This window comes from Agrococcus sp. UYP33 (assembly GCF_054060915.1).
In genome coordinates, this window is record NZ_JBSSDR010000001.1 from 1,114,854 (window position 1) to 1,134,813 (window position 19,960).

Genomic DNA, 19,960 nt, shown 5'->3' on the forward strand with positions numbered 1-19,960 from the left:
CACAGATCTGTGCACAGGCTTGGGGATGAAGCGGGGCTGAGCGCTCGGCGTTTCGTGGAGCTGTCCACAGCTCTCCACAGCGCTCTCCACAAGCCCGATTCGACGGGGCGGCTCAGCGCTCCTAGCCTGTGCGAGGCTCCCTCGATCGATCGGTGTGGGCGGCCTGCGCCATCATCTGGCGCACAGGGGGGATGGGCATGACGGACCTTGCAGAGATCGGCCTCGACGAGAGCCGCTACAGCGAGCGCACCCCGCCGCACGACATGCTCGCCGAGCAGTCCGCGATCGGCGGCATGCTGCTGTCGAAGGACGCGGTCGCCGACTGCCTCGAGACGGTCCGGGGCAACGACTTCTACCAGCCGAAGCACGAGATCGTCTACGAGGCGATCTTGTCCCTCTACTCGCGCGGCGAGCCGACCGACGTCATCACGGTGGCCGACGAGCTGACCAAGACCGCGATGCTCTCGCGCGCCGGCGGCGTGCAGTACCTGCACTCGCTGACGTCGATGGTGCCGACCGCGGCGAACGCCGGCTACTACGCCGAGATCGTCGCCGAGAAGGCGGTGCTGCGGCGGCTCGTCGAGGCGGGCACCCGCATCGTGCAGATGGGCTACGCCTCGGAGGGCGAGGTCACCGACCTCGTCAACCACGCGCAGGCCGAGATCTACTCCGTGATGGGCGAGGACCAGTCCGAGGACTACGTGCCGCTCAGCCTCGCCGTCGAGTCGGCGATCGAGGAGATCGAGGCCGCCAAGGGCCTCGACGGCGTGATGACGGGCGTGCCGACCGGCTTCCGCGAGCTCGACGAGCTCACGAACGGCCTGCACCCGGGCCAGCTGATCGTCGTTGCCGCCCGACCGGGCCTCGGCAAGTCGACGCTCGCGATGGACCTCGTGCGGTCGTGCTCGATCAAGAACGACATGCCGTCGGTCTTCTTCTCGCTCGAGATGGGGCGCACCGAGATCGCCATGAAGCTGCTCTCGGCCGAGTCGAGCATCCTGCTGCAGAAGCTGCGCAAGGGTGCGATCGAGGGCCGTGACTGGACGACGCTCGCGCAGGTGCGCGGGCGCATCAACGACGCGCCGCTCTACATCGACGACAGCCCGAACCTCACGCTCGTCGAGATCCGCGCGAAGTGCCGGCGGCTCAAGCAGCAGGCCGGCCTCAAGATGGTCGTCGTCGACTACCTGCAGCTCATGACGAGCGGCAAGAAGGTCGAGTCGCGCCAGCAGGAGGTCTCCGAGTTCTCCCGCTCGCTCAAGCTGCTGGCGAAGGAGCTGCAGGTGCCGGTCATCGCGCTCTCGCAGCTCAACCGTGGCCCGGAGCAGCGCGGCGACAAGAAGCCCGCGATCAGCGACCTCCGCGAGTCGGGCTCGATCGAGCAGGACGCCGACATCGTGATGCTGCTGCACCGCGAGGACGCGTACGACCGCGACATCCGCCCGGGCGAGGCCGACATCATCGTGGCCAAGCACCGCGGCGGCCCCACGAAGACCATCCCGGTCGCGTTCCACGGCCACCTCGCGCGGTTCGTCGACATCGCGCCCGGCATGGGTGGCGACGGCGGACCTGGTATGCCGCCCGGCGGCACGCCGTTCGGCGGCACGCCCTACGGCGCGCCGCCGCCCGTCGAGGGCTGACACGACGAAGGGCCCCGGTCGATGCGACCGGGGCCCTTCCTCGTGCGCTGCGTCAGCCCTGCTGGCCGATCGCGAAGTCGACGCGACCGTCGGGGGTCGCGGATGCGTCCAGCACCTTGTCGTCGAGCGCGACGACGGCCGACGGGTCGAGGAAGACCTTCGCGCCGGCGGACTCGACGACCTGGTCGTCTGCCTCCGGCAGCTCGGCGACGGTGACGTTGAGCCCGGCGCCCTCGGCGTCCTGCGCGATCCTCAGGCCGCCCGTCTGGGGCGCCTGCGCGCCGTCGACGATGCCGGTGATGATGGTCTGGGCGTTCTCGGTCAGGGTGAGCATGGCTGCTCCTTCCGTTGGCGAGCCGGCCACGATGCCGAGGATCGGCCGCCGATGCAAGCGGCAGTCGACGCCGGGCGTGTCGGCGCGGGGGAGGCGTCCGCGCAGGACCCTGCCAGACTGGCTGCATGCCCACCGACTCCGAGGCGCGTGTCGCCGTCTACATCGACTTCGACAACATCCTCATCTCTCGCTACGACCAGATCCACGGTCGGGGCGCCTTCCACGCGGACAAGGTCCGCACGCTCACGACCGACGGCCGCGAGTCGAAGGCACGCACCCGCTTCTCGCAGGCGACCGTCGACCTCGGCGCCATCATCGACTACGCCTCGAGCTACGGCTCGATCGTGCTGAGCCGTGCGTACGCCGACTGGTCGGTGCCCGCCCACGCCGCGTACCGCGACCAGCTGCTCGCGCGCGCCGTCGACCTCGTGCAGATGTTCCCGACCACGCGGTCGCTCAAGAACGGCGCCGACATCCGCCTCTCGATCGACGTGGTCGAGGACCTGTTCCGGCTCGACAACATCACGCACGTCGTCGTGGTCGCCGGTGACAGCGACTACATCGCCCTCGCGCAGCGCACGAAGCGCCTCGGTCGCTTCATGGTGGGCATCGGCGTGGCCGGCAGCACCTCCAAGTCGCTCGCGGCCGCGTGCGACGAGTTCGCCGACTACGACGCGCTGCCCGGCATCGAGCCCGTGCAGATCGACGAGCCCGAGCCCGAGCCCGACGCCCCCGAGCCCACCTCCGCCGAGGCCGAGGCGATCGTCGCGGAGGCCGAGGTGGTGGCCGCCCAGCAGCAGCCCACGCGGGGTCGCCGCAGCCGGCGCGCGTCGAGCGCCTCGGTCGCGGCCGAGACCGACGAGGTCGCCATGACCACCGCGCAGCGCGGCGACGCCGCGATCGGCCTGCTCGAGCGGGCGATGCGCATCCTGCACCAGAAGAACGACGACGAGTGGCTGCACGCGAACGTCGTCAAGGAGCAGATGAAGCGGATGGACCCGGTGTTCAACGAGAAGTCGCTCGGTCACCGATCGTTCACCGACTTCGTCACCGCGCGCGGCGAGATCGTCGACATGCGCGAAGAGGGCCAGGCTCGCCTGCTGCGCCTCAAGGGCGACTGACGCGCCACTCGTCGCCCGCCGCGTGCGGATGTCGGCGCCATCCGGCAGGATGACGGCATGCCGGAGCTGCCAGAGGTGGAGGCGCTGGCGGCCGATCTGAGCGAGCGCCTGATCGGCCGCACGATCCGGCGCGTCGAGATCGCCGAGGTCGCCGCGCTCAAGACGTTCGACCCGCCGGTCGACGCGCTCGAGCACGCGGTGATCACCGGCACCGGCCGGCGCGGCAAGCACCTCGTGATCGACGTCGAGCGCGACGAGGAGCCGCGTCGCCTGCACCTCGTGCTGCACCTCGCCCGGTCGGGGTGGATCCGGTGGCGCGCGGAGGCGCCGAAGCCGACGACCGGGCGCGGTCGGGGACCGCTCGCCGCGCGCGTCGTGCTCGAGCGACCGGAGGGCGACGACGGGGTCGGCGGCGACGGCTTCGACGTCACCGAGCAGGCGACGCAGAAGCGGCTCGCGATCCACGTCGTGGCGCATCCCGACCAGGTGCTCAGCATCGCGACGCTCGGCCCCGAGCCGCTCGACGCGTCGTTCAGCGAGGAGCGGTTCGCGCAGATCCTCGCGCACGCGGGCCGCGCGCAGATCAAGGGCGTGCTGCGGGATCAGCAGCGCATCGCCGGCATCGGCAACGCCTACTCCGACGAGATCCTGCACGCGGCGCGGATGTCGCCCTTCCATCCGGCGTCGATGCCGCCCGACGACGTGCACCGGCTGTACGCCTCGCTGCAGCAGGTGCTGGGCGACGCGGTCGAGCGCGCGCACGGCGTCACGGCATCCTCGCTCAAGAGCGAGAAGCGGCAGGGCATGCGCGTGCACGGCCGGAAGGGCGAGGCGTGCCCGGTGTGCGGCGACACCGTGCGGCAGGTGATCTACGCCGACAGCACCTTCGAGTACTGCGCGACCTGCCAGACCGGCGGGAAGCCACTCGCCGATCGGGTGCTCTCGCGGCTGGGCGTGCGTCGCTGAGCGCGCAGCCTGCCGCTGGCGCCCGCGGGAGGGTTCAGACCGAGCCGGTCACCACGCTCCAGGGCTGGATCGTGACGATCTGCACGCCCGGCGCGCCATAGTACGGGTCTCTGGCCAGTGCCGTCTTCACCTCGGCGACGTCGTCCGTCGCGAACAGCAGCAGCGCTCCCGACTGGTCGGCGAAGGGGCCGGCGGCGACGAGCAGCCCCTGCTCGTGCATCTCGCCGAGCAGCTCGCGGTGGCGCGGGCGCAGCTCGAGGCGGGCGGGGTCGTCGGAGAACGAGAGGATGACGGCGATCATGTCCCCAGCCTAGGCACACCTGCGGCCGCGGCGGGCGACGCGGCGATGCGGCTGGATGCAGCGACGGGCGGATCCGACAGCCGGCCGCGCATCCGCCCGTGCACCGGATCAGGCCGCGGCGCGCTCCGCCTGCGCCGAGACCTCGACGAGCTGCTCGACGGCGGCGCGGAGCTGCTCGGCCGAGCGGCCGACGAACGCGGCAGCGTCCGTCATGCGCATCGCCGCGTCGAAGTCGGTCGGCTGGAACGCCATCTGCACGCCCTCGCCCTGCAGGTCGAGGCCGATGTAGCGCAGCACGGCGCTGAGCTGCGCCGCCGCCGAGGCGCCGCCCGACCAGCCGTAGGAGACGACGACGGCGGGGAGCGCGCTCCACTCCGCCTTCAGGTAGTCGATCGCGTTCTTGAGCGCTGCCGGGTAGCCGCTGTTGTAGTCGGGGGTGACGAAGACGACGCCGTCGAGGGCGGCGATCTGCTCGGCCCACGCGAGCGAGTGCGGCTGGGTGCGCACGCCGGAGGCGGGCGGCAGCGCCTCGTCGAGCAGCGGCAGGCGGATCTCGGCGAGGTCGAGCATGACGACGTCGCCACCGGCGGTCTCGATCAGCGTCGCGATCTCGTCGGCGACCGGGCGGCCGACGCGGACGGGACGGGTGCTGCCGACGATGATGCCGATCTGGGGACGTGCAGACATGATGCTCCTCGAGGACGTAGAGAGTCGTGGCGCACACCTGCGGCGCCGCCGGGTCCAACGTCCCGTCTGATGTCAGATATTCCCGTCGGCGTCAGCGACAGCAGCGCGTGTCATGCGGGCGCGCCCGCGACCGCGGGTCAGGCGAGGAACGCGCGCGCGGCCGTCACCATCGCCGTCGTCGCGGTGTCGAGCGTGGGCTGCAGCACGGGGATGAAGTCGGGGGAGTGGTTCGAGGGCACGTCGATGTCGAAGGTGCCGCGCTCGCGCGCCACCCGGACGAGCTCGGGGTCGAAGCCGCCGTACATCCAGTAGACGTAGGGCGCGCCCCACGTCTCCGGCAGGTAGCTGAAGTCCTCGGAGCCGAGCAGCGGCTGCTGTACGGCGTGCCGGTCGCCGAAGACGGCGTCGAACGCCGCGCCCACCGTCGCGGCCGCCTCGTCGTCGTTCACGGTCAGCGGCGCGATGTCGCCGCGCACGATCGTGGCCGGCGGCGCGCCCGCGACCTGGCACTCGCCCTGCACGATCCGCTCGATCGCGGCGAGCACGCGCCGCCGCACCGGCTCCTCGAACGACCGCACGTTCACCTCGAACCGCGCGGATTCCGGGATGATGTTCTGCTTCGTACCGGCGTGGAACGTGCCGATCGAGACGACGGCGCGGTCGGAGGGCGCGACCTCGCGCGAGACGATCGTCTGCAGCCGCACCACCATGCTCGCCGCGAGCACGATCGGGTCGATGGTCTTCTCGGGCTGTGAGCCATGACCGCCGCGACCGTGCACGGTGACGATGAGGTGGTCGCTCGCAGCCATCACCGGTCCCGCGGCGCTGCGCACTTCGTCGGCGGCCGCCGGCATGACGTGCTGGCCGAGCGCCACGTCGATGCCGTCCGGGAAGCGCTCGCGCAGCGCCTGCTGCATGCCGAGCGCACCCACCATCATCTCCTCGGCGGGCTGGAAGACCGCGAGGATCGTGCCCGACCAGTCGTCCTGCTCCGCCAGGATCCGCAGCGCACCCTGGAGCGCCGCCATGTGGGTGTCGTGCCCGCACGCGTGCATGACGCCCGTGCGCTGGCCCTCGAACTCGTCGGTCGCGCTCGAGCGGTACGGCACCTGCTCGACCTCGGTGACGGGGAGCCCGTCCATGTCGGCGCGCAGCAGCACCGTCGGTCCGTCGCCTCGGCGCAGCACGCCGACGACGCCGGTGGAGTCGCCCACCTGCTCGTGCACCTCGAGGCCCGCCTCGCGGAGCAGCTCCGCCATGCGCGCCGCGGTGCGGTGCTCTCGGTTCGAGAGCTCGGGGCTCGCGTGGAGCTCGCGGTAGAGGTCTTCGATGAAGGGGCGGTGGCTCTCGAGCGTCATGCGGTCAGGCTACGCCGGGGCGGGCGCCGAGGGCCGAGCGGTAGCATGGAGGGGAACTGTGAGGAGAGCCGTGACCGCCACGCCGAGCCCCTCGCAGGGATGGCACCCCTGGCACCTCCCTGCGATGCGCGCCGTCCCCGCACTCGCCGTGGGCCTGCCGCTGCCGTTCATCCAGCTGCACTCGCCGCTCGTCGGGCTCATCGCGCTCGTCGTGCTGCTCGCGGGCACCGCGGCGGCCCTCTGGCTCGGCCGCGGCCTCGTGCCTGCCGAGGCCGGGCGCTGGCCCGCGCACGCCGCGATCTGGAGCGCCCTGCTCGCCGTCGTCGCGCTGCTGGCGCTGCTGGCCGCGAGCGAGCTGACGCTGGCCCTGACGGTCGCGGCCTGGGGCATCGGCGCCGGCGCGATCGAGCTGCTCGGCTGGTGGCGGATGCGCGCCGAGCGCGAGCCGCGCACCGTGCGGCTCGCGCGCGACTGGCGCGCGGTCGCGGTCCTCACCCTCCTGCTCGGCGTCGTCTTCCTGTTCGTGCGCGACGCCGTCACCCTCACCGGCCTGCTCGGCGCCTACGCCGTCATCGTCGGGGTCTACCACGCGCTCGCGGCGGCCTCCGCACGCCCGGCGCGCACCACAGCGAGCGAGCGGAGCCAGGCATGACCGACCACCACCGACCCGACGGCCAGGATCACCGCCGCACCGACGGCCCCGTCCAGCCCACCCGGCGTCAGCAGCTCAAGCCGTTCGAGTACCTCGCCTTCGCGGCCGTGGCCGGCGTCTTCGTGGGCCTCGTCGTGCTCCTGTCGGTGCGCGACGTCGTGCTCGCGCTCGTCGCGTTCGGCATCGCGTTCATCTTCACGCTGCTGCTCACCGCGACGCTCATGCTCGCGATCAAGCCCAAGGGCCGGTCCGCGGCCGATCTCGACAAGCGCGAGGGCTTCGAGCCGTGAGTCGTCGGGCGCTGCTCGGCGTGCTCGTCGTGGCCGCGCTCGCCGGATGCTCGCCCCAGCTGCTGCCCGACCGGTCGGCGGAGCCCGCGCCGACCGCATCCCGGCCGAGCGAGGCATCCGCGCCGACGGGCCCGCACCTCACGGCCGCGGGCCGGTGGCTCGACCCCATCGCGGACGACGTCGGCGGCACCGAGGTCTGCGACGGCCGAGCGGGGCGTGATGCGCTCGCGACCTTCGACCGCGCGGCGGCACCCGAGCTCGGCGTGGCCGCGGGCGACGCCACGCTCACGTGCGGGAATGCCGACGGCGCGGGCTGGCGGCACATCGCCGACGGCCACACCGGCGACTTCGGCGAGCTCGGCGGGCTCGTCGGCGCGGGCTGGGAGGACGTCGCGTGGTTCGCGATCGATCTCGCGCTCGAGCAGCCGACGCGCGTCGAGCCCTACCGCGACGACATCGCGAACTACGACGTGCTGGTCGAGTACGTCGACGGCGGCTCGGTGGAGCGGTCGTGGATGGTGACGGTGGGCGTCGGCATCGACTCCGGACAGGTCATCACAGCCTTCCCCGACGAGCAGTGACGACGGGCGCCGGGTCGCCGCCCCGACTCGCCCCTGGTGGGGCCGCATGCCCGGTGCTTCACTGAGCGCATCCAACGACTGAGCCCTTCGTCCTGGGTCCTCCATCGCGAGCGGCTCGACCAGGAGGCGCATCATGAAGATGGAGCAACCGGCCACCGTGGGTCTCGACATCGCCGGGCTCATGCATGCCACCCGAGCGGAGGCGCGGCGGGTCATGGAGGCCTCGAAGGGCGACGTGGTGAGCGACCACGAGGCGATCCTCGATCGGCTGCAGGTCGCCGAGCTCATCACCGGCGAGGAGGCCAGGACGCTGCTCGAACTGTACCGGATCGGCTACGAGGCGGGCGAGGGCAAGGGCGATGCGCAGCGCGCGTTCTTCGAGTCGCGCGGCATGTACGACCGGATGGCGGCGAGCGGCACCGCGAGCCCCGTCGCGCTGATCGTCGCGTCGGCCGGCGTCGGCTCGTTCGAGGTCGCTCCTGGCGACGACGGCTCGACGACGGTGACGATCGCGAGGGTGAGCTACGGCTCGAGCCTCGCGGGCATCGGCGCGGGCATCGGCGCCATCATCGGGGGACCGGCAGGCGGGGCGCTGGGCGGCGCGATCGGCGGGCTGCTGGGCGGCATCGTCGACGAGAAGAAGGACAAGAAGAAGCCGTAGCGCGCCGCGGCGCGCGGGCCCGCTGGCACGATGGTGGCATGCGCGATCTCGTCACCGTCGACTGGCTGGCCGACCACCTCCACGACGACGACCTCGTCGTCGTGGACGCCAGCATGGCGCCGCCCGGCTCCGGCGACCCGCTGCCCGACGACGGCATCCCCGGTGCCGTGCGCTTCGACATCGACGGCGCGATGTCGCGGCACGACGAGGCGGATGGGCTCGGACCGGTCGGCGTGCACGACATGCTGGCGCCCGCCGACTTCGAGCGCGCGCTGCGCGGGCTCGGCATCCGCGCCGGCGACCGGGTCGTCGCCTACGACGCGGCCGGCCTCTTCTCGAGCGCCCGCGCGTGGTGGATGCTGCGCGCCGCGGGGGTCGATGCCGCCGTGCTCGACGGCGGGCTGCCGGCCTGGACGGAGGCCGGGCACCCGACCGCCCCGGTCCTCGCGAGCCTCGGCCGCCCGAGCGACCTGACGGTCGCGTGGGACGCGAGCGCCTTCGTCGACGCCGACCTCACCGCAGCAGCGCTCGCGAGCGGCGACGCGGCCGTGCTCGACGCCCGCTCGCCGAGCCGGTTCAGCGGCGCCGAGCCCGACCCGCGCGAGGGCGTGCGCGCCGGGCACATGCCGGGCGCGGACTCGCTGCACTACGCCTCGATCGCGCCCGACGGCCGCATGCTCCCCGTCGAGGCGCTGGCGGAGCGCCTCCGATCGGCGGCGGCGGAGCGACCGATCATCGCGAGCTGCGGCTCCGGCGTGACGGCGGCGGTCCTCGCGCTCGCGGCGACGATCACCGGCCGGGAGGCGACCGTCTACGACGGCTCCTGGTCGGAGTGGGGCCGCGACGACTCCGGCCGCCCCGTCACCACCGACGACTGATCGCGCCGAGGCTCTCGCCGCGCGGCCGGTCGACACGCCAGCGTCGAGGATTCTTTTGAATCGTTCACGATAAGCGCTACGGTGAGGGCATGACGGAGCCGGATGCAGCGCTGCTGCGAGCACGCGGCCTGCGCGTGACGCAGGGCCGCCTCGCGGTGCTCGAGGTGCTGGACCGGCTGCCGCATGCCGATGCCGACGACGTGCACCGCGCGCTCGCCGACGCTGGCGCCGACACGTCGGTGCAGTCGGTGCACAACGTGCTCGGCGACCTCACGGCCGCCGGCCTCGTGCGCCGCTTCGAGCCCGCGCGGTCGTCCGCGCGCTACGAGCGGCGCGTCGGCGACAACCACCACCACGCGGTCTGCGCGAGCTGCGGTCGGGTCGACGACGTCGACTGCGTGGTGGGCGAGGCGCCGTGCATGCACGCGGATGCGCCGGCCGGCTTCACGGTGCAGGCGGCCGAGGTCACCTTCGTGGGGCTCTGCGCCGACTGCGCGAACCCCGCCTGACCGACACCACCCGGGCAGCGTCGCCCGCCCAACGCCGAGCACGGCGCAGCCGCGCCGTGCCCACAGACCCCCAGCGGACACACCGAGGATGACAGGAAGAGGAAGCATGACGACTCCCACCACGAACAGCGTCGGCACGCCGATCGCGAGCGACGCGCACTCGCAGAGCGTCGGCGCCGACGGCGCGATCGCCCTGACCGACCACTACCTGGTCGAGAAGCTCGCCCACTTCAACCGCGAGCGCGTGCCGGAGCGGGTGGTGCACGCCAAGGGCGGCGGCGCCTACGGCCGCTTCGTCACGACGCACGACGTGTCGCAGTACACCCGGGCCGCGCTCTTCCAGCCGGGCGTCGAGACCGAGATGCTCGCACGCTTCTCCACCGTGGCCGGCGAGCAGGGCAGCCCCGACACGTGGCGCGACCCGCGCGGCTTCTCGCTGAAGTTCTACACGACGGAGGGCAACTACGACCTCGTCGGCAACAACACCCCCGTCTTCTTCATCCGCGACGGCATCAAGTTCCCCGACTTCATCCACTCGCAGAAGCGGCTGCCGGGCTCGAACCTGCGCGACAACGACATGCAGTGGGACTTCTGGACCCTCTCGCCCGAGTCGGCCCACCAGGTGACGTGGCTCATGGGCGACCGCGGCCTCCCCAAGACGTGGCGGCACATGGACGGCTTCGGCTCGCACACCTACCAGTGGATCAACGCCGCGGGCGAGCGCTTCTGGGTGAAGTACCACTTCAAGACGAACCAGGGCAACGACTTCCTGACGCAGGCGGAGGCCGACCAGCTCGCTGGCAGCGACGCGGACCACCACATCCGCGACCTCTACGGCGCGATCGAGGACGGCGAGTTCCCGTCGTGGACGCTCTCGGTGCAGGTCATGCCCTACGAGGACGCGGTGTCGTACCGCTTCAACCCGTTCGACCTCACGAAGGTGTGGCCGCACGGCGACTACCCGCTCATCGAGGTCGGTCAGATGACGCTCGACCGCAACCCCGAGAACTACTTCGCCGAGATCGAGCAGGCGGCCTTCAGCCCCGCGCACTTCGTGCCCGGCATCGCGGCGAGCCCCGACAAGATGCTGCAGGCACGCATCTTCAGCTACGCGGACGCGCAGCGGTACCGCGTCGGCGCGAACCACGCCGAGCTGCCCGTCAACCGCGCCCGTGCGACCGAGGTGGACTCGTACGACAAGGACGGCCAGCTGCGCCACACCTTCCGCTCGCCGAGCCGGCCGGTCTACGCGCCCAACTCGTTCGGCGGACCGGCGGCGGATCCCGCTGCGGCCGGTGACGACCGCGGCTGGCAGAGCGACGGCGAGCTCGTGCGCTCGGCCGTCACGCTGCACCCGGAGGACGACGACTTCGGCCAGGCCGGCACGCTCGTGCGCGAGGTGCTGAGCGACCCGGAGCGCGAGCGCCTCGTGGCGAACATCGTCGGCCACGTGGGCAAGACGCGCGTGCCGGAGATCCGCGAGCGCGCCATCCAGTACTGGAAGAGCGTGGACGCCGGGCTCGGCGCGCGCATCGAGGCAGGCCTCACGCCGATCTCGGAGGCGCGCACGTCGCTCGCGTCCGAGCCGGTGCGGACGCCCGCCGTCTTCTAGGCCCCCTGCGCGCGGCCCGCTCCGGTTCCACCGGGGCGGGCCGTGTCGCGTCTTGGGCGTGCCGGGCGGGCCGGGCGCCGTCAGAGCAGGCCGTGGGCGTGCACCGCGCGGTCGGCCTCGCGCACGATCACGCGGATGTCATCGTCCTGGACCACCGCGGCCAGCCCCGGCGGCAGCACGGCGGCACGGATGACGGCGGGGCGCAGCGACTGGACCATCCATGCCTGCAGCCGCTCCCGATCAGCGGCGTCCCACGCGCCCGGCTCCGACTCGTGCGGCTCGATGAGCCAGCCCGAGTCGCCCGGGTCGGCGGTCTCGACCCTCGTCATCGTGAGCATCGAGTGCTGCTCCCAGCCCCTGACCGCGAGCATCGTGTCGTCGAAGCGCACAGGGCGCGGTTCGACGTCCGCCCTCCGGCGCACCCGCTCCCACCCGTCGGCGATCGTGAGGGCGATCGACAGGTCGTCGGTGCGGAGCTCGTGCGGATCGTCGACGAACCGGGGGCTCTGCACCGCGAAGCCGTCGTCGGTGGATCGCAGGGTCAGCGCGCACCAGGGGCCATCGACCGCGAAGCCGTCGGCCCACGAACCGCGCTGCGCCGCGAACGCGTCGATCGTCGCCTCGAGCCGCGTCCGGACGCCCGCGACCCCTCGAGCCTCGATGCGCGCGCCGTCGACCTCGCGGCGCACCGTCACGAGCGCCGGGCCGCGCTGCAGCGTGACGGTCAGGAACCTGCGCTCGCCCATGCCGTCAGTGCTCGACGACGCCCTGGAACTCCACCATCGTGCGGATCGCCTCGATGGTCTTGCGGGGCTGGAGGTGCTCGACGTCCTTGGGCCCGCCGAGCGACAGCAGCGGCACGAACACGAACGACTCGTCGAAGGCGAGGGCGCCGTGCTTCGCCACGGCCTGCGGGAAGAGCCCCCAGTCGAACTTCCGCTCCAGGTGCTTCGCGCCGCCGCCGACCGTGAGCTTCACGAACGTCGACACCTTCGAGCCGAGGCCGGTGGTGTCCTCCACGCGGTACTTGATGCCCGTCACGCCGTCGCCCGGATCCCAGGTGATGACGTCGGCGAACCCGGTCACCATGATCGGGATGGCGATGCGCTGCCCCGTGACCTTGCCGAGGACGTCGCCGATGCCCGCCTCGTACGCGCGCGGGTCGATGACCCGCACGAATCCCTCGCCGAACGTGCCGAACCCGTACTGCTCCCAGATCTCGACCAGGTCCTCCGGGACGCGGTCGCGGTACGCGTCGATCAGGTCGGCGGGCACGGGAGCGTGCGGGACGAAGTCCGGGATCTCGATCATGCAGCGACCCTATCGACGAGCTAGCGGAAGCGGATGTTCATGAAGACCTCGGAGAGGTCGACACCGGGGTTGTTCGCGACGAAGTCGGCGACCGCCGTGTCGAGCGCGCTCACGCGGTGCCGCCACTGCGAGCCGAGCGACGAGTTGACGCCCGCGTCGCCCACCCCGGGGATGTCGGTGAGGTCACCGCCGGCGATGCCGTCGAGCCGGTGCGTCGCAGCCTGGGTCGAGAGCCAGTCGTTCGCCTGCTGCACGGCGTCCTCGTACTCGACGCCGGCATCCATGAGCGTCTCGACCTGGTCGTCGAACGCGCGCTCCCGGGCCTCCTGCTGCGCCCGTCGCGACGCGCTCGTGCGTCCGCCGTCGAGGTAGTCACCGCGATTGCGGATCCAGTCCGCGACCGACAGGTCCTGGAGCGCGTCGACCTGCTCGTTCACCTGGCGGTTGAACTCGGTCTGGTCGTACCGGCGGTTGTTGAAGGACCGGATGTCGACGTCCATCGTGGTCGGGTTGTCGACGTCGCTCCGGCGCACGCCGCGCGCGAGCTCGAGGTCCTTCGCCCGGATGGCCTCGGCCATCTCGCGGATCTTGTCCTTCGAGCGCTTCGACTGGCCGGCGACGCCGCGGGCGATGCGCGGCAGCACGTCCTGCAGCGCATCGATGGCCTCACGCGTGAGGGTCTTGAGTGCTTGCGACATCGGTCGTCACCCCGTGAAGATCTGGCAGGAGGAGAGCTGCGCGAGGAAGTCGTCGGCGAGGCTCTCCTGGTCGCTCGCGTTGCGGTCGAGGTCGGCGGCGGCTGCGTCGAGCGCATCGAGGTCGGCGCCGAACTTGCTGACGTCGCCGACCTGGCCCTCGACGATGGGCGAGTCGAGCATCGCCATCACGGCGGGCACCGCCTGGTTGAAGAGCGGCTCGATGATCATCGGGAGCAGCTGCGCCGCGAGCTGGTCGATCGCGATGTTCGTCGCGACGTCGAGCAGCTTCTTGCGCAGCGCGATGATCGCGGCGTTGGCCGCGAGGCTCGCGCCCAGGGTGAAGACCGCGCTCGCTGCTGCTGCGGCGATCTGCGCGGCGGTGATGACGAGCTCGGCGATCACCTTGATCTTCAGCGCCAGCACGGCGTCGGCCGCGAGGTCGATGCCGGAGGCGGCGGGGTCGAGCACGTCGACGAGCTTCTGGATGTTCTGCTGGCGGTTCGTGTCCCACGCGTCGGCGAACGACTGCGCGGCCTGCGCCTTCATGGCGGAGCCGACGTCGTCCTTGATCCGCGAGTCGGCGACCTCGACCGTGCCCTGCACGTCCTCGCCGAACACGCGGATGATGTTGGCGGCTCGCCGCATCTCGTCCTCGTCGAGCGGCGGCCAGTCGTAGCCGAGCATGTCGAGCACCCAGACGAGCTCCCCGGGCAGGTTCATCGCCACGACACATCACCTCCGTCTACCGATGTGCCAACGGTAGGGCTCCGCGGCTGGGGAGGGCGATGGGGAGAACTCCCCGTCCGCCCATCGCCACCGGCGTCAGGGTCGCAGCAGGGCCTTCACCGAGCGGCGCTCGTCCATCGCCCGGTATGCCTCGGCGGCCTGGTCGAGCGGCAGCTCGAGGTCGAAGACCGCGGATGCGTCGAGGTCGCCCGCGAGCACCGCCGGGACGAGCTCCGGCAGGTAGCGCACCACCGGCGCCATGCCGCCGCGCAGGCCGATGTTGCCGCGGAACGCGGACCGCCACGGCACCGCTGCGCCGTGCGGGACGCCGACGTACCCGACGGTCGCGCCGGGCCGGGCCACCTCGAACGCCGTCGCCATCGACTCCTCGGTGCCGACGCACTCGAGCACGGCATCCGCGCCGACGCCGCCGGTGAGCTCGCCCACGACCTCGACGGCGTCGTCGCCCCGCTCCGGCACGAGGTCGGTCGCCCCGAACACCGTGGCGATGCGCTGCCGCTCGGGGTTGCGCGAGAGCGCGATGATGCGCTCGGCGCCCAGGCGGCGGGCCGAGAGCACGCCGCAGAGCCCGACGGCGCCGTCGCCGACGACGACCGCGGTCATCCCCGGCCCGACGCCGGCCGAGACGGCGGCGTGGTAGCCGGTGGGCAGCACGTCGCTGAGGGCGAGCACGGCCGCGTGGCGGTCGGCGGACGGGGCGTCGTCGAGCACGAAGCAGGTCGCGTCGGCGTTCGTGACGCGCGTCAGCTCCGCCTGGCCGCTCGCCGTCATCGCGAGCTCGGCGCAGCCCTGGGTCTGCCCGGCGAGGCAGTGCACGCAGCGACCGCAGCAGTGGTCGAACGGCACGATGACGAAGTCGCCGACCCGCACCCGGCCGACGCCCGCGCCGACCGCCTCGACGACGCCGATCGCCTCGTGGCCGACCGTGCGCGGCTCGAGCACCTCGTTGACGCCGCGGTACGACCACAGGTCGGAGCCGCACACGCACCCGGCCACGACCCGCACGATCGCGTCGGTCGGCTGCTCGATGGTCGGGTCAGCCCACTCCTCGACACGGATGTCGCCGGGGGCGTGCAGGATCGTCGCTCGCATGCGACCAGCCTGGCACGCGCGCCTTGGCGGCTCCTACGGCAGGCGGTCGACCAGCTCGCCGGCGACGCCCGTGTAGGTGGCGGGCGTGAGGCTGCGCAGGCGCTCCTTGGCCGCATCCGAGATGTCGAGGCCGTCGACGAACGCGATCAGCTCGGCCTGCCCGACGCGCTGCCCGCGCGTCAGCTCCTTGAGCTGCGCGTAGGGGTCGTCGATCGACGAGCTGCCCGCGAGCACCTCGGCGCGGATGACCGTCTGGATGGCCTCGGCGAGCACCTCCCAGTTGCCGTCGAGCGCGGCGTCGAGCGATGCGTCCGACACCGCGATCTCGCTCAGCCCGCGCTTCAGGTTGTCGAGCGCGAGCAGCGAGTGGCCGAGCGCGACGCCGATGTTGCGCTGCGTCGACGAGTCGGTCAGGTCGCGCTGGAGGCGGCTCGTCACGAGGGTGGCGGAGAGCGAGTCGAGCAGCGCCGACGCGAGCTCGAGGTTCGCCTCGGCGTTCTCGAAGCGGATGGGGTTGATCTTGTGCGGCATCGTCGACGAGCCGGTCGCGCCCGCGACGGGGATCTGCGTGAACGTGCCGAGCATGATGTACGTCCACACGTCGGTCGCGAGGTTGTGCAGGATGCGGCCGGCGTGCGAGATCGCGCCGAACAGCTCCGCCTGCCAGTCGTGCGACTCGATCTGGGTGGTGAGCGGGTTCCAGGTGAGCCCGAGGTGCTCCACGAAGGCGGACGCGGTGGCCGGCCAGTCGGCGCCGGGCTCGGCGACCACGTGGGCCGAGAAGGTGCCGGTCGCGCCGGCGAACTTGCCGAGCACCTCGACGCCCTCGATGCGCGCCGCCTGCCGCTCGAGGCGCCAGGCGACGACCGCGAGCTCCTTGCCGAGGGTGGTCGGCGTCGCCGGCTGGCCGTGCGTGAGCGAGAGCATCGGGCGGTCGCGCTGCTCGAGCGCGAGCTCGCGCAGCCGGTCGACGACGGCGCGGAACGCCGGCATCCACACGTCCTGCACCGCGGCGCGGATGGTGAGCGCGTACGAGAGGTTGTTGATGTCCTCGCTCGTGCAGGCGATGTGCACCGCCTCGGAGAGGCGCTCGAGGCCCTGCTGCGCGAGCCGGTCGCGCACGAGGTACTCGACCGCCTTCACGTCGTGGCGGGTGACCGCCTCCTTCTCGGCGAGCCAGTCGATCTCGGCCTGCCCGAAGCCGGCCGCCCACGCGCGCAGCGCCTCCGCGTCACCCGGCTCGACGGGCGTCGCGCCGAAGAGCCGGTGCTCGGCGACCCACAGCAGCCACTCGACCTCGACGTGCACGCGCGCACGGTTGAGGCCGGCCTCCGACAGGTGCTCGGCGAGCGCCGACGTCTGTCGCTGGTAGCGGCCGTCGAGGGGGGAGAGGGGCTGGATGGGCAGGGGCATGGGGCTCCTTCAGGGGCGCATGGCGGGCTGGATCTGGCGGAACAGCCTGCCGACGGCGGTCTCGATCTGGCGGAGGACGGTGCCGAAGAAGGCGTCCTCCGAGTAGTAGGGGTCCGGCACGTCCTGGCCGGTGGCGTCGGGGTCGAACGACAGCAGCAGGCGGATCTTCGAGAGCTGCTCGTCGCCGCGCGCGAGCGAGCGGAGCGCGCGCTCCTGCCCGCGGTCGAAGGCGATGATGAGGTCGAAGTCGTCGAGCCAGCGCGGCTTGAACTGCTTCGCGCGGTGCGCGCCGGCCTCGTAGCCGGCCTCCGAGAGCACGGCGAGCGTGCGGGGGTCGGCGGTCTCGCCCACGTGGTACTCGCTGATGCCGGCGCTCGCGACCAGCAGTCGCTCGGCGACGCCGTGCCGCTGCGCGAGCCGCTCGAACGCCGCGGCGGCCATCGGGGAGCGGCAGATGTTGCCCGTGCAGACGAAGCAGACGCGGAAGCGCGTGGCGTCGGCGAACTCCCGGTCGATGGTCACGGCCCCATTGTGGCAAACGCGCGCCGCCGCCGAGCCCTGGTCCCCGGCCGATCTCTCCACAGGGCAGCACGCGGGCCGCGTGCCCGAGCGTCGCGGGGTGCCACGGTGCCCTCGGGGGAGTGCGATGACGATGACGATGACGGATGCGGTGGCGGCCGCCGCGCGCGCGAAGGCGGTCGGGCAGGCGCGGGCGATGGAGGCGGCTGTGAGCCGGGCGGCGCTGCTGCTCGACGAGGCGGCAGGGCTCGTGCTGCTGCGGGGGCAGGACGCCTGGCTCGGCCCTGCACGTGCGGCGTTCGACGCACGATGCCTCGCGCTCCACGACCGGCTGGCCGAGGAGGAGCGCGAGCTCCGCGTGCTCGCGCTCGCGATCGAGGGGTCGACGTGACCGACGACGTGCACGGCGGCGGCGGATCGTTCGGTGCGCCGACGAAGGGCGCGGCGACCGCGTGGGACCCCAGCGTCACCGGCATCGCGTGCGGCCGGCTGCGCGACGCGGGCTGGCTCGTCCGGCGGGCTGTGCTGGCGCTCCGCGGCGCCCCAGGGCTGCGGCTCGACGCCGCGCCCGGCGTCGACGTCGCGGGCATGCGCGCGTGCATCGCCGAGCTCGACGCGCGGATCGTCGCCGTCGCCGCGCTCGCCGTCGAGCTCGAGCGGCTGCACGACGACACCATGCTCGCCGGCCGCGCCTACGAGCTGGCGTCCGACGCGGTGCTCCGCCTCGTCGAGGAGCTCGCGGGCGGGGCGGCGCACGCCCTCGGCGCTGCAGGGCCGGCGCTCGCGATCGGCGCGGTCGCGGCCTCGTCGCCGCTGCTGGTGCTCGGCGCCGGCACCGTGCTGGCAGCGGGGCTCGTGGTGGTGCCGCTCGCCGCACGGCTCGCGGTCACGCATCCGCAGCATGTCGCCGCCCTCGTCGCGCATGCCCGAGCGGCGGGCGTGCCGCTCGAGCAGCTCATGGCGCACGCGGCGGGCTTCTGGGATCGCGCGGGTGAGCGGCTCGTCGCGACGCCCGGCTTCGTACGGGCGCTCGCGATCGCCATGGAGTCGACGGACGAGGCGCTCGCCGGGCTGCTGCGCGTCCCCGCACCGGTCGCCGCCGGGTTGGAGGCGGCGATCGGTCAGGACGAGCTGTTCACGGCGCTCGCGGCGGGCGCGGGGCTCGGGGTGCGCGTGGGCGGCGGCCTGCAGCGGGTGCGCGCCGCTGAGGTGCGCCCGGTCTCGCCGCCCGCGCGCCCGGTCGCCTCACCGGCGCAGGCGATGCGCGTGATCCTCGCGCAGGACGAGCAGATCACCATCCACGAGCACCGCATGCCGGGCGGCGGGCGGCGATTCCAGGTCTTCGTGCGCGGCACGGAGGCGTGGCTGCCGGATGCCGCGACCGGGCTCGACGGCCCGGCGAACCTCGAGAACGCCGGCTCGACGCCCCAGGTGCTGCGCGGCTCGGATGCGGCGCTCGCGCAGGCGATGGAGGCCGCAGGCATCGGCCCGGACGATCCGGTCGACCTCTTCGGCTACTCGCAGGGCGCCGCGGCCGCCGCGAACGTCGCCGCGACCGAGCGGTTCAGCGTCGAGACGGCGATGCTCGTCGGCGGTCCGGTCGCCGGCATCGCGCTGCCACCGGGCGTCGCCGTGCTCTCCGTCGCGCATGCGGGCGACCCGGTCGCGGCACTGGACGGCATCGGCGACGGGCAGGGGATCACGACGGTCGCGCTCGAGAGCGCGGGCGGCCACGGCACGGGGGTCGCGGCGCGGCACGACGGGCAGGAGTACGTCGAGTCGCTCGCGCGGGCGCCGGCCGACGACTTCGTCGTGGGGAGCTTCGCGGAGCGGCTCGGTGCGGCGACGGAGGGCGGCGAGGGGGTCGCGGGGTGGAGCGTCGCGGTCCGCCGAACCCGCTGATCGAGTAGCACGGCCAATACCTGCTGATCGAGTAGCACGGCCGGAGGCCGCGCGTATCGAGATCACGCCCGGCGAGGGGATTCGTCTCGATACGCGCGGCGACTCCGTCGCCGTGCTACTCGACGAGCGTGTGGGACACCTGCCGATCGAGGAGGATGGCCAACACCTGCTGATCGAGTAGCACGGCCGGAGGCCGCGCGTATCGAGATCACGCGCCGAGCGGCCGGCTCACCGCTCCCGCGGGCGCTCCTTGCCGAAGATCGGCCGCGTCACGATCGTGATGAGCCACGTGAGGAACGCGATGCACACCGCCGCGAGCATCCCCCACCAGAAGCTCTCGACCTCGATGCCGTAGCCGACGAGCTGCGAGAGCCAGTGCACGATCATCAGCAGGAAGGCGTTCACGAACAGCGCGACGATCCCGATCGTGAGGATGTAGAGCGGGAACGCCACGATCCGGATGAGGTTGCCGATCGTCGCGTTGACGATCGCGAAGACCAGCGCGACGCCGAGCGTCGTGAGCGCGACCTCCCACCAGGCGCTGCCGAACGAGTCGATGCTGATGCCCGGCACGAAGAGCGTGACGAGCCAGATGGCGACCGCGGTGAAGGCGACGCGGAGCAGGAAGCGCATGGGCCGATTGTGGCATCCATATCCCCGACGGAGCCAGCAGGCGCAATAGCCTGAA

At 72.5% G+C, this 19,960-nt stretch carries 23 protein-coding genes and 1 pseudogene; 12 read left to right on the forward strand and 12 right to left on the reverse strand.

The window, feature by feature from the left end; all coding sequences use genetic code 11:
• Positions 1-197 precede the first annotated feature (197 nt).
• Positions 198-1,550, forward strand: a pseudogene (dnaB, locus tag ACVWW9_RS05455) (replicative DNA helicase); the annotation flags it as partial.
• A 142-nt stretch (positions 1,551-1,692) separates the two neighbouring features.
• Here dnaB and ACVWW9_RS05460 read toward each other — a convergent pair.
• Positions 1,693-1,974 (reverse strand): Fe-S cluster assembly protein HesB, encoded by a 282-nt coding sequence (locus ACVWW9_RS05460; RefSeq protein WP_123696694.1) that lies wholly within the window; start codon positions 1,972-1,974, stop codon positions 1,693-1,695.
• A gap of 125 nt (positions 1,975-2,099) precedes the next feature.
• On the opposite strand from ACVWW9_RS05460, the gene ACVWW9_RS05465 reads away from it, so the two are divergent.
• Both ACVWW9_RS05465 and ACVWW9_RS05470 read left to right on the forward strand, forming a co-directional pair.
• Positions 2,100-3,095, forward strand: a complete 996-nt coding sequence (locus ACVWW9_RS05465) for an NYN domain-containing protein (RefSeq protein WP_456514698.1) — start codon at positions 2,100-2,102, stop codon at positions 3,093-3,095.
• Positions 3,096-3,152: 57 nt separating this feature from the next.
• A complete protein-coding gene (locus ACVWW9_RS05470) occupies positions 3,153-4,061 on the forward strand; it encodes an Fpg/Nei family DNA glycosylase (protein ID WP_456514699.1) in 909 nt (302 codons plus the stop codon).
• Positions 4,062-4,095: 34 nt separating this feature from the next.
• Here ACVWW9_RS05470 and ACVWW9_RS05475 read toward each other — a convergent pair whose 3' ends face one another.
• The 3 genes from ACVWW9_RS05475 to ACVWW9_RS05485 all read right to left on the reverse strand — a co-directional run bounded on the left by ACVWW9_RS05475 (position 4,096) and on the right by ACVWW9_RS05485 (position 6,407).
• Positions 4,096-4,362, reverse strand: a complete 267-nt coding sequence (locus ACVWW9_RS05475; protein WP_123696697.1) for a YciI family protein — start codon at positions 4,360-4,362, stop codon at positions 4,096-4,098.
• A gap of 108 nt (positions 4,363-4,470) precedes the next feature.
• Positions 4,471-5,049 carry an NADPH-dependent FMN reductase gene (locus ACVWW9_RS05480; protein WP_456514700.1) on the reverse strand — a complete coding sequence of 193 codons (579 nt, stop codon included), beginning with the start codon at positions 5,047-5,049 and terminating at the stop codon, positions 4,471-4,473.
• Between the two features lie 137 nt (positions 5,050-5,186).
• Entirely contained in the window at positions 5,187-6,407 is a 1,221-nt protein-coding gene (locus tag ACVWW9_RS05485) for an amidohydrolase (RefSeq protein ID WP_456514701.1), read from the reverse strand.
• A gap of 70 nt (positions 6,408-6,477) precedes the next feature.
• Here ACVWW9_RS05485 and ACVWW9_RS05490 point away from each other — a divergent pair, with 70 nt between their 5' ends.
• From ACVWW9_RS05490 to ACVWW9_RS05520, 7 genes are all read left to right on the forward strand, one after another.
• Complete coding sequence (locus ACVWW9_RS05490; RefSeq protein WP_456514702.1) at positions 6,478-7,059, forward strand: hypothetical protein; 582 nt, start codon at positions 6,478-6,480, stop codon at positions 7,057-7,059.
• Positions 7,056-7,349, forward strand: coding sequence for an ABC transporter ATP-binding protein (locus tag ACVWW9_RS05495; protein ID WP_354257406.1), 294 nt, complete (start codon positions 7,056-7,058; stop codon positions 7,347-7,349). The genes ACVWW9_RS05490 and ACVWW9_RS05495 overlap by 4 nt, the downstream gene beginning before the upstream one ends.
• Entirely contained in the window at positions 7,346-7,930 is a 585-nt protein-coding gene (locus tag ACVWW9_RS05500; RefSeq protein WP_456514703.1) for a hypothetical protein, read from the forward strand. The genes ACVWW9_RS05495 and ACVWW9_RS05500 overlap by 4 nt, the downstream gene beginning before the upstream one ends.
• 133 nt (positions 7,931-8,063) lie before the next feature.
• Positions 8,064-8,591: a hypothetical protein gene (locus ACVWW9_RS05505; protein WP_456514704.1), complete on the forward strand. Its 528-nt coding sequence runs from the start codon at positions 8,064-8,066 to the stop codon at positions 8,589-8,591.
• 38 nt (positions 8,592-8,629) lie between these two features.
• On the forward strand, positions 8,630-9,469 hold the full coding sequence (locus ACVWW9_RS05510) for a sulfurtransferase (protein ID WP_456514705.1): 840 nt from the start codon (positions 8,630-8,632) through the stop codon (positions 9,467-9,469).
• Positions 9,470-9,558: 89 nt separating this feature from the next.
• Positions 9,559-9,978: a Fur family transcriptional regulator gene (locus ACVWW9_RS05515; protein ID WP_354257395.1), complete on the forward strand. Its 420-nt coding sequence runs from the start codon at positions 9,559-9,561 to the stop codon at positions 9,976-9,978.
• Positions 9,979-10,084: 106 nt separating this feature from the next.
• Entirely contained in the window at positions 10,085-11,590 is a 1,506-nt protein-coding gene (locus ACVWW9_RS05520; RefSeq protein WP_456514706.1) for a catalase, read from the forward strand.
• Between the two features lie 80 nt (positions 11,591-11,670).
• On the opposite strand, the gene ACVWW9_RS05525 is transcribed toward ACVWW9_RS05520, so the two are convergent.
• From ACVWW9_RS05525 to ACVWW9_RS05555, 7 genes are all read right to left on the reverse strand, one after another.
• Positions 11,671-12,336, reverse strand: a complete 666-nt coding sequence (locus ACVWW9_RS05525; RefSeq protein WP_456514707.1) for an immunity protein Imm33 domain-containing protein — start codon at positions 12,334-12,336, stop codon at positions 11,671-11,673.
• A 4-nt stretch (positions 12,337-12,340) separates the two neighbouring features.
• On the reverse strand, positions 12,341-12,901 hold the full coding sequence (locus ACVWW9_RS05530) for a GAD-like domain-containing protein (protein ID WP_354257387.1): 561 nt from the start codon (positions 12,899-12,901) through the stop codon (positions 12,341-12,343).
• 20 nt (positions 12,902-12,921) lie between these two features.
• Positions 12,922-13,599: a polymorphic toxin type 15 domain-containing protein gene (locus tag ACVWW9_RS05535; protein ID WP_354257384.1), complete on the reverse strand. Its 678-nt coding sequence runs from the start codon at positions 13,597-13,599 to the stop codon at positions 12,922-12,924.
• A 6-nt stretch (positions 13,600-13,605) separates the two neighbouring features.
• Positions 13,606-14,319 carry a WXG100-like domain-containing protein gene (locus ACVWW9_RS05540; RefSeq protein WP_456515405.1) on the reverse strand — a complete coding sequence of 238 codons (714 nt, stop codon included), beginning with the start codon at positions 14,317-14,319 and terminating at the stop codon, positions 13,606-13,608.
• 102 nt (positions 14,320-14,421) lie between these two features.
• The gene (locus tag ACVWW9_RS05545) at positions 14,422-15,438 is read right to left on the reverse strand and encodes a zinc-binding dehydrogenase (RefSeq protein WP_456514708.1); all 1,017 of its coding nucleotides are present in this window, start codon (positions 15,436-15,438) and stop codon (positions 14,422-14,424) included.
• A 33-nt stretch (positions 15,439-15,471) separates the two neighbouring features.
• Positions 15,472-16,851: an adenylosuccinate lyase gene (gene purB / locus ACVWW9_RS05550; protein ID WP_456514709.1), complete on the reverse strand. Its 1,380-nt coding sequence runs from the start codon at positions 16,849-16,851 to the stop codon at positions 15,472-15,474.
• A 9-nt stretch (positions 16,852-16,860) separates the two neighbouring features.
• Positions 16,861-17,373: a low molecular weight protein-tyrosine-phosphatase gene (locus ACVWW9_RS05555; RefSeq protein ID WP_354257372.1), complete on the reverse strand. Its 513-nt coding sequence runs from the start codon at positions 17,371-17,373 to the stop codon at positions 16,861-16,863.
• A gap of 124 nt (positions 17,374-17,497) precedes the next feature.
• Between ACVWW9_RS05555 and ACVWW9_RS05560 the strand changes: the two genes are divergently transcribed.
• The gene (locus ACVWW9_RS05560) at positions 17,498-17,761 is read left to right on the forward strand and encodes a hypothetical protein (protein ID WP_456514710.1); all 264 of its coding nucleotides are present in this window, start codon (positions 17,498-17,500) and stop codon (positions 17,759-17,761) included.
• The gene (locus ACVWW9_RS05565) at positions 17,758-19,272 is read left to right on the forward strand and encodes a hypothetical protein (RefSeq protein ID WP_456514711.1); all 1,515 of its coding nucleotides are present in this window, start codon (positions 17,758-17,760) and stop codon (positions 19,270-19,272) included. Before ACVWW9_RS05560 ends, ACVWW9_RS05565 begins: the two co-directional genes overlap by 4 nt.
• 228 nt (positions 19,273-19,500) lie before the next feature.
• Here ACVWW9_RS05565 and ACVWW9_RS05570 read toward each other — a convergent pair whose 3' ends face one another.
• Entirely contained in the window at positions 19,501-19,905 is a 405-nt protein-coding gene (locus ACVWW9_RS05570; protein ID WP_354257363.1) for a phage holin family protein, read from the reverse strand.
• Positions 19,906-19,960 lie beyond the last annotated feature (55 nt).

What these genes read in the sequence shown, in the direction of transcription:
- purB (WP_456514709.1), bottom strand. Translation starts at nt 16,851, where the DNA reads ATGCCCCTGCCCATCCAGCCCCTCTCCCCCCTCGACGGCCGCTACCAG.
- ACVWW9_RS05570 (WP_354257363.1), bottom strand. Translation starts at nt 19,905, where the DNA reads ATGCGCTTCCTGCTCCGCGTCGCCTTCACCGCGGTCGCCATCTGGCTC.
- ACVWW9_RS05485 (WP_456514701.1), bottom strand. Translation starts at nt 6,407, where the DNA reads ATGACGCTCGAGAGCCACCGCCCCTTCATCGAAGACCTCTACCGCGAG.
- ACVWW9_RS05515 (WP_354257395.1), top strand. Translation starts at nt 9,559, where the DNA reads ATGACGGAGCCGGATGCAGCGCTGCTGCGAGCACGCGGCCTGCGCGTG.
- ACVWW9_RS05465 (WP_456514698.1), top strand. Translation starts at nt 2,100, where the DNA reads ATGCCCACCGACTCCGAGGCGCGTGTCGCCGTCTACATCGACTTCGAC.
- ACVWW9_RS05530 (WP_354257387.1), bottom strand. Translation starts at nt 12,901, where the DNA reads ATGATCGAGATCCCGGACTTCGTCCCGCACGCTCCCGTGCCCGCCGAC.
- ACVWW9_RS05505 (WP_456514704.1), top strand. Translation starts at nt 8,064, where the DNA reads ATGAAGATGGAGCAACCGGCCACCGTGGGTCTCGACATCGCCGGGCTC.
- ACVWW9_RS05535 (WP_354257384.1), bottom strand. Translation starts at nt 13,599, where the DNA reads ATGTCGCAAGCACTCAAGACCCTCACGCGTGAGGCCATCGATGCGCTG.
- ACVWW9_RS05525 (WP_456514707.1), bottom strand. Translation starts at nt 12,336, where the DNA reads ATGGGCGAGCGCAGGTTCCTGACCGTCACGCTGCAGCGCGGCCCGGCG.
- ACVWW9_RS05520 (WP_456514706.1), top strand. Translation starts at nt 10,085, where the DNA reads ATGACGACTCCCACCACGAACAGCGTCGGCACGCCGATCGCGAGCGAC.
- ACVWW9_RS05475 (WP_123696697.1), bottom strand. Translation starts at nt 4,362, where the DNA reads ATGATCGCCGTCATCCTCTCGTTCTCCGACGACCCCGCCCGCCTCGAG.
- ACVWW9_RS05560 (WP_456514710.1), top strand. Translation starts at nt 17,498, where the DNA reads ATGACGATGACGATGACGGATGCGGTGGCGGCCGCCGCGCGCGCGAAG.
- ACVWW9_RS05460 (WP_123696694.1), bottom strand. Translation starts at nt 1,974, where the DNA reads ATGCTCACCCTGACCGAGAACGCCCAGACCATCATCACCGGCATCGTC.
- ACVWW9_RS05495 (WP_354257406.1), top strand. Translation starts at nt 7,056, where the DNA reads ATGACCGACCACCACCGACCCGACGGCCAGGATCACCGCCGCACCGAC.
- ACVWW9_RS05480 (WP_456514700.1), bottom strand. Translation starts at nt 5,049, where the DNA reads ATGTCTGCACGTCCCCAGATCGGCATCATCGTCGGCAGCACCCGTCCC.
- ACVWW9_RS05540 (WP_456515405.1), bottom strand. Translation starts at nt 14,319, where the DNA reads ATGAACCTGCCCGGGGAGCTCGTCTGGGTGCTCGACATGCTCGGCTAC.
- ACVWW9_RS05545 (WP_456514708.1), bottom strand. Translation starts at nt 15,438, where the DNA reads ATGCGAGCGACGATCCTGCACGCCCCCGGCGACATCCGTGTCGAGGAG.
- ACVWW9_RS05470 (WP_456514699.1), top strand. Translation starts at nt 3,153, where the DNA reads ATGCCGGAGCTGCCAGAGGTGGAGGCGCTGGCGGCCGATCTGAGCGAG.
- ACVWW9_RS05510 (WP_456514705.1), top strand. Translation starts at nt 8,630, where the DNA reads ATGCGCGATCTCGTCACCGTCGACTGGCTGGCCGACCACCTCCACGAC.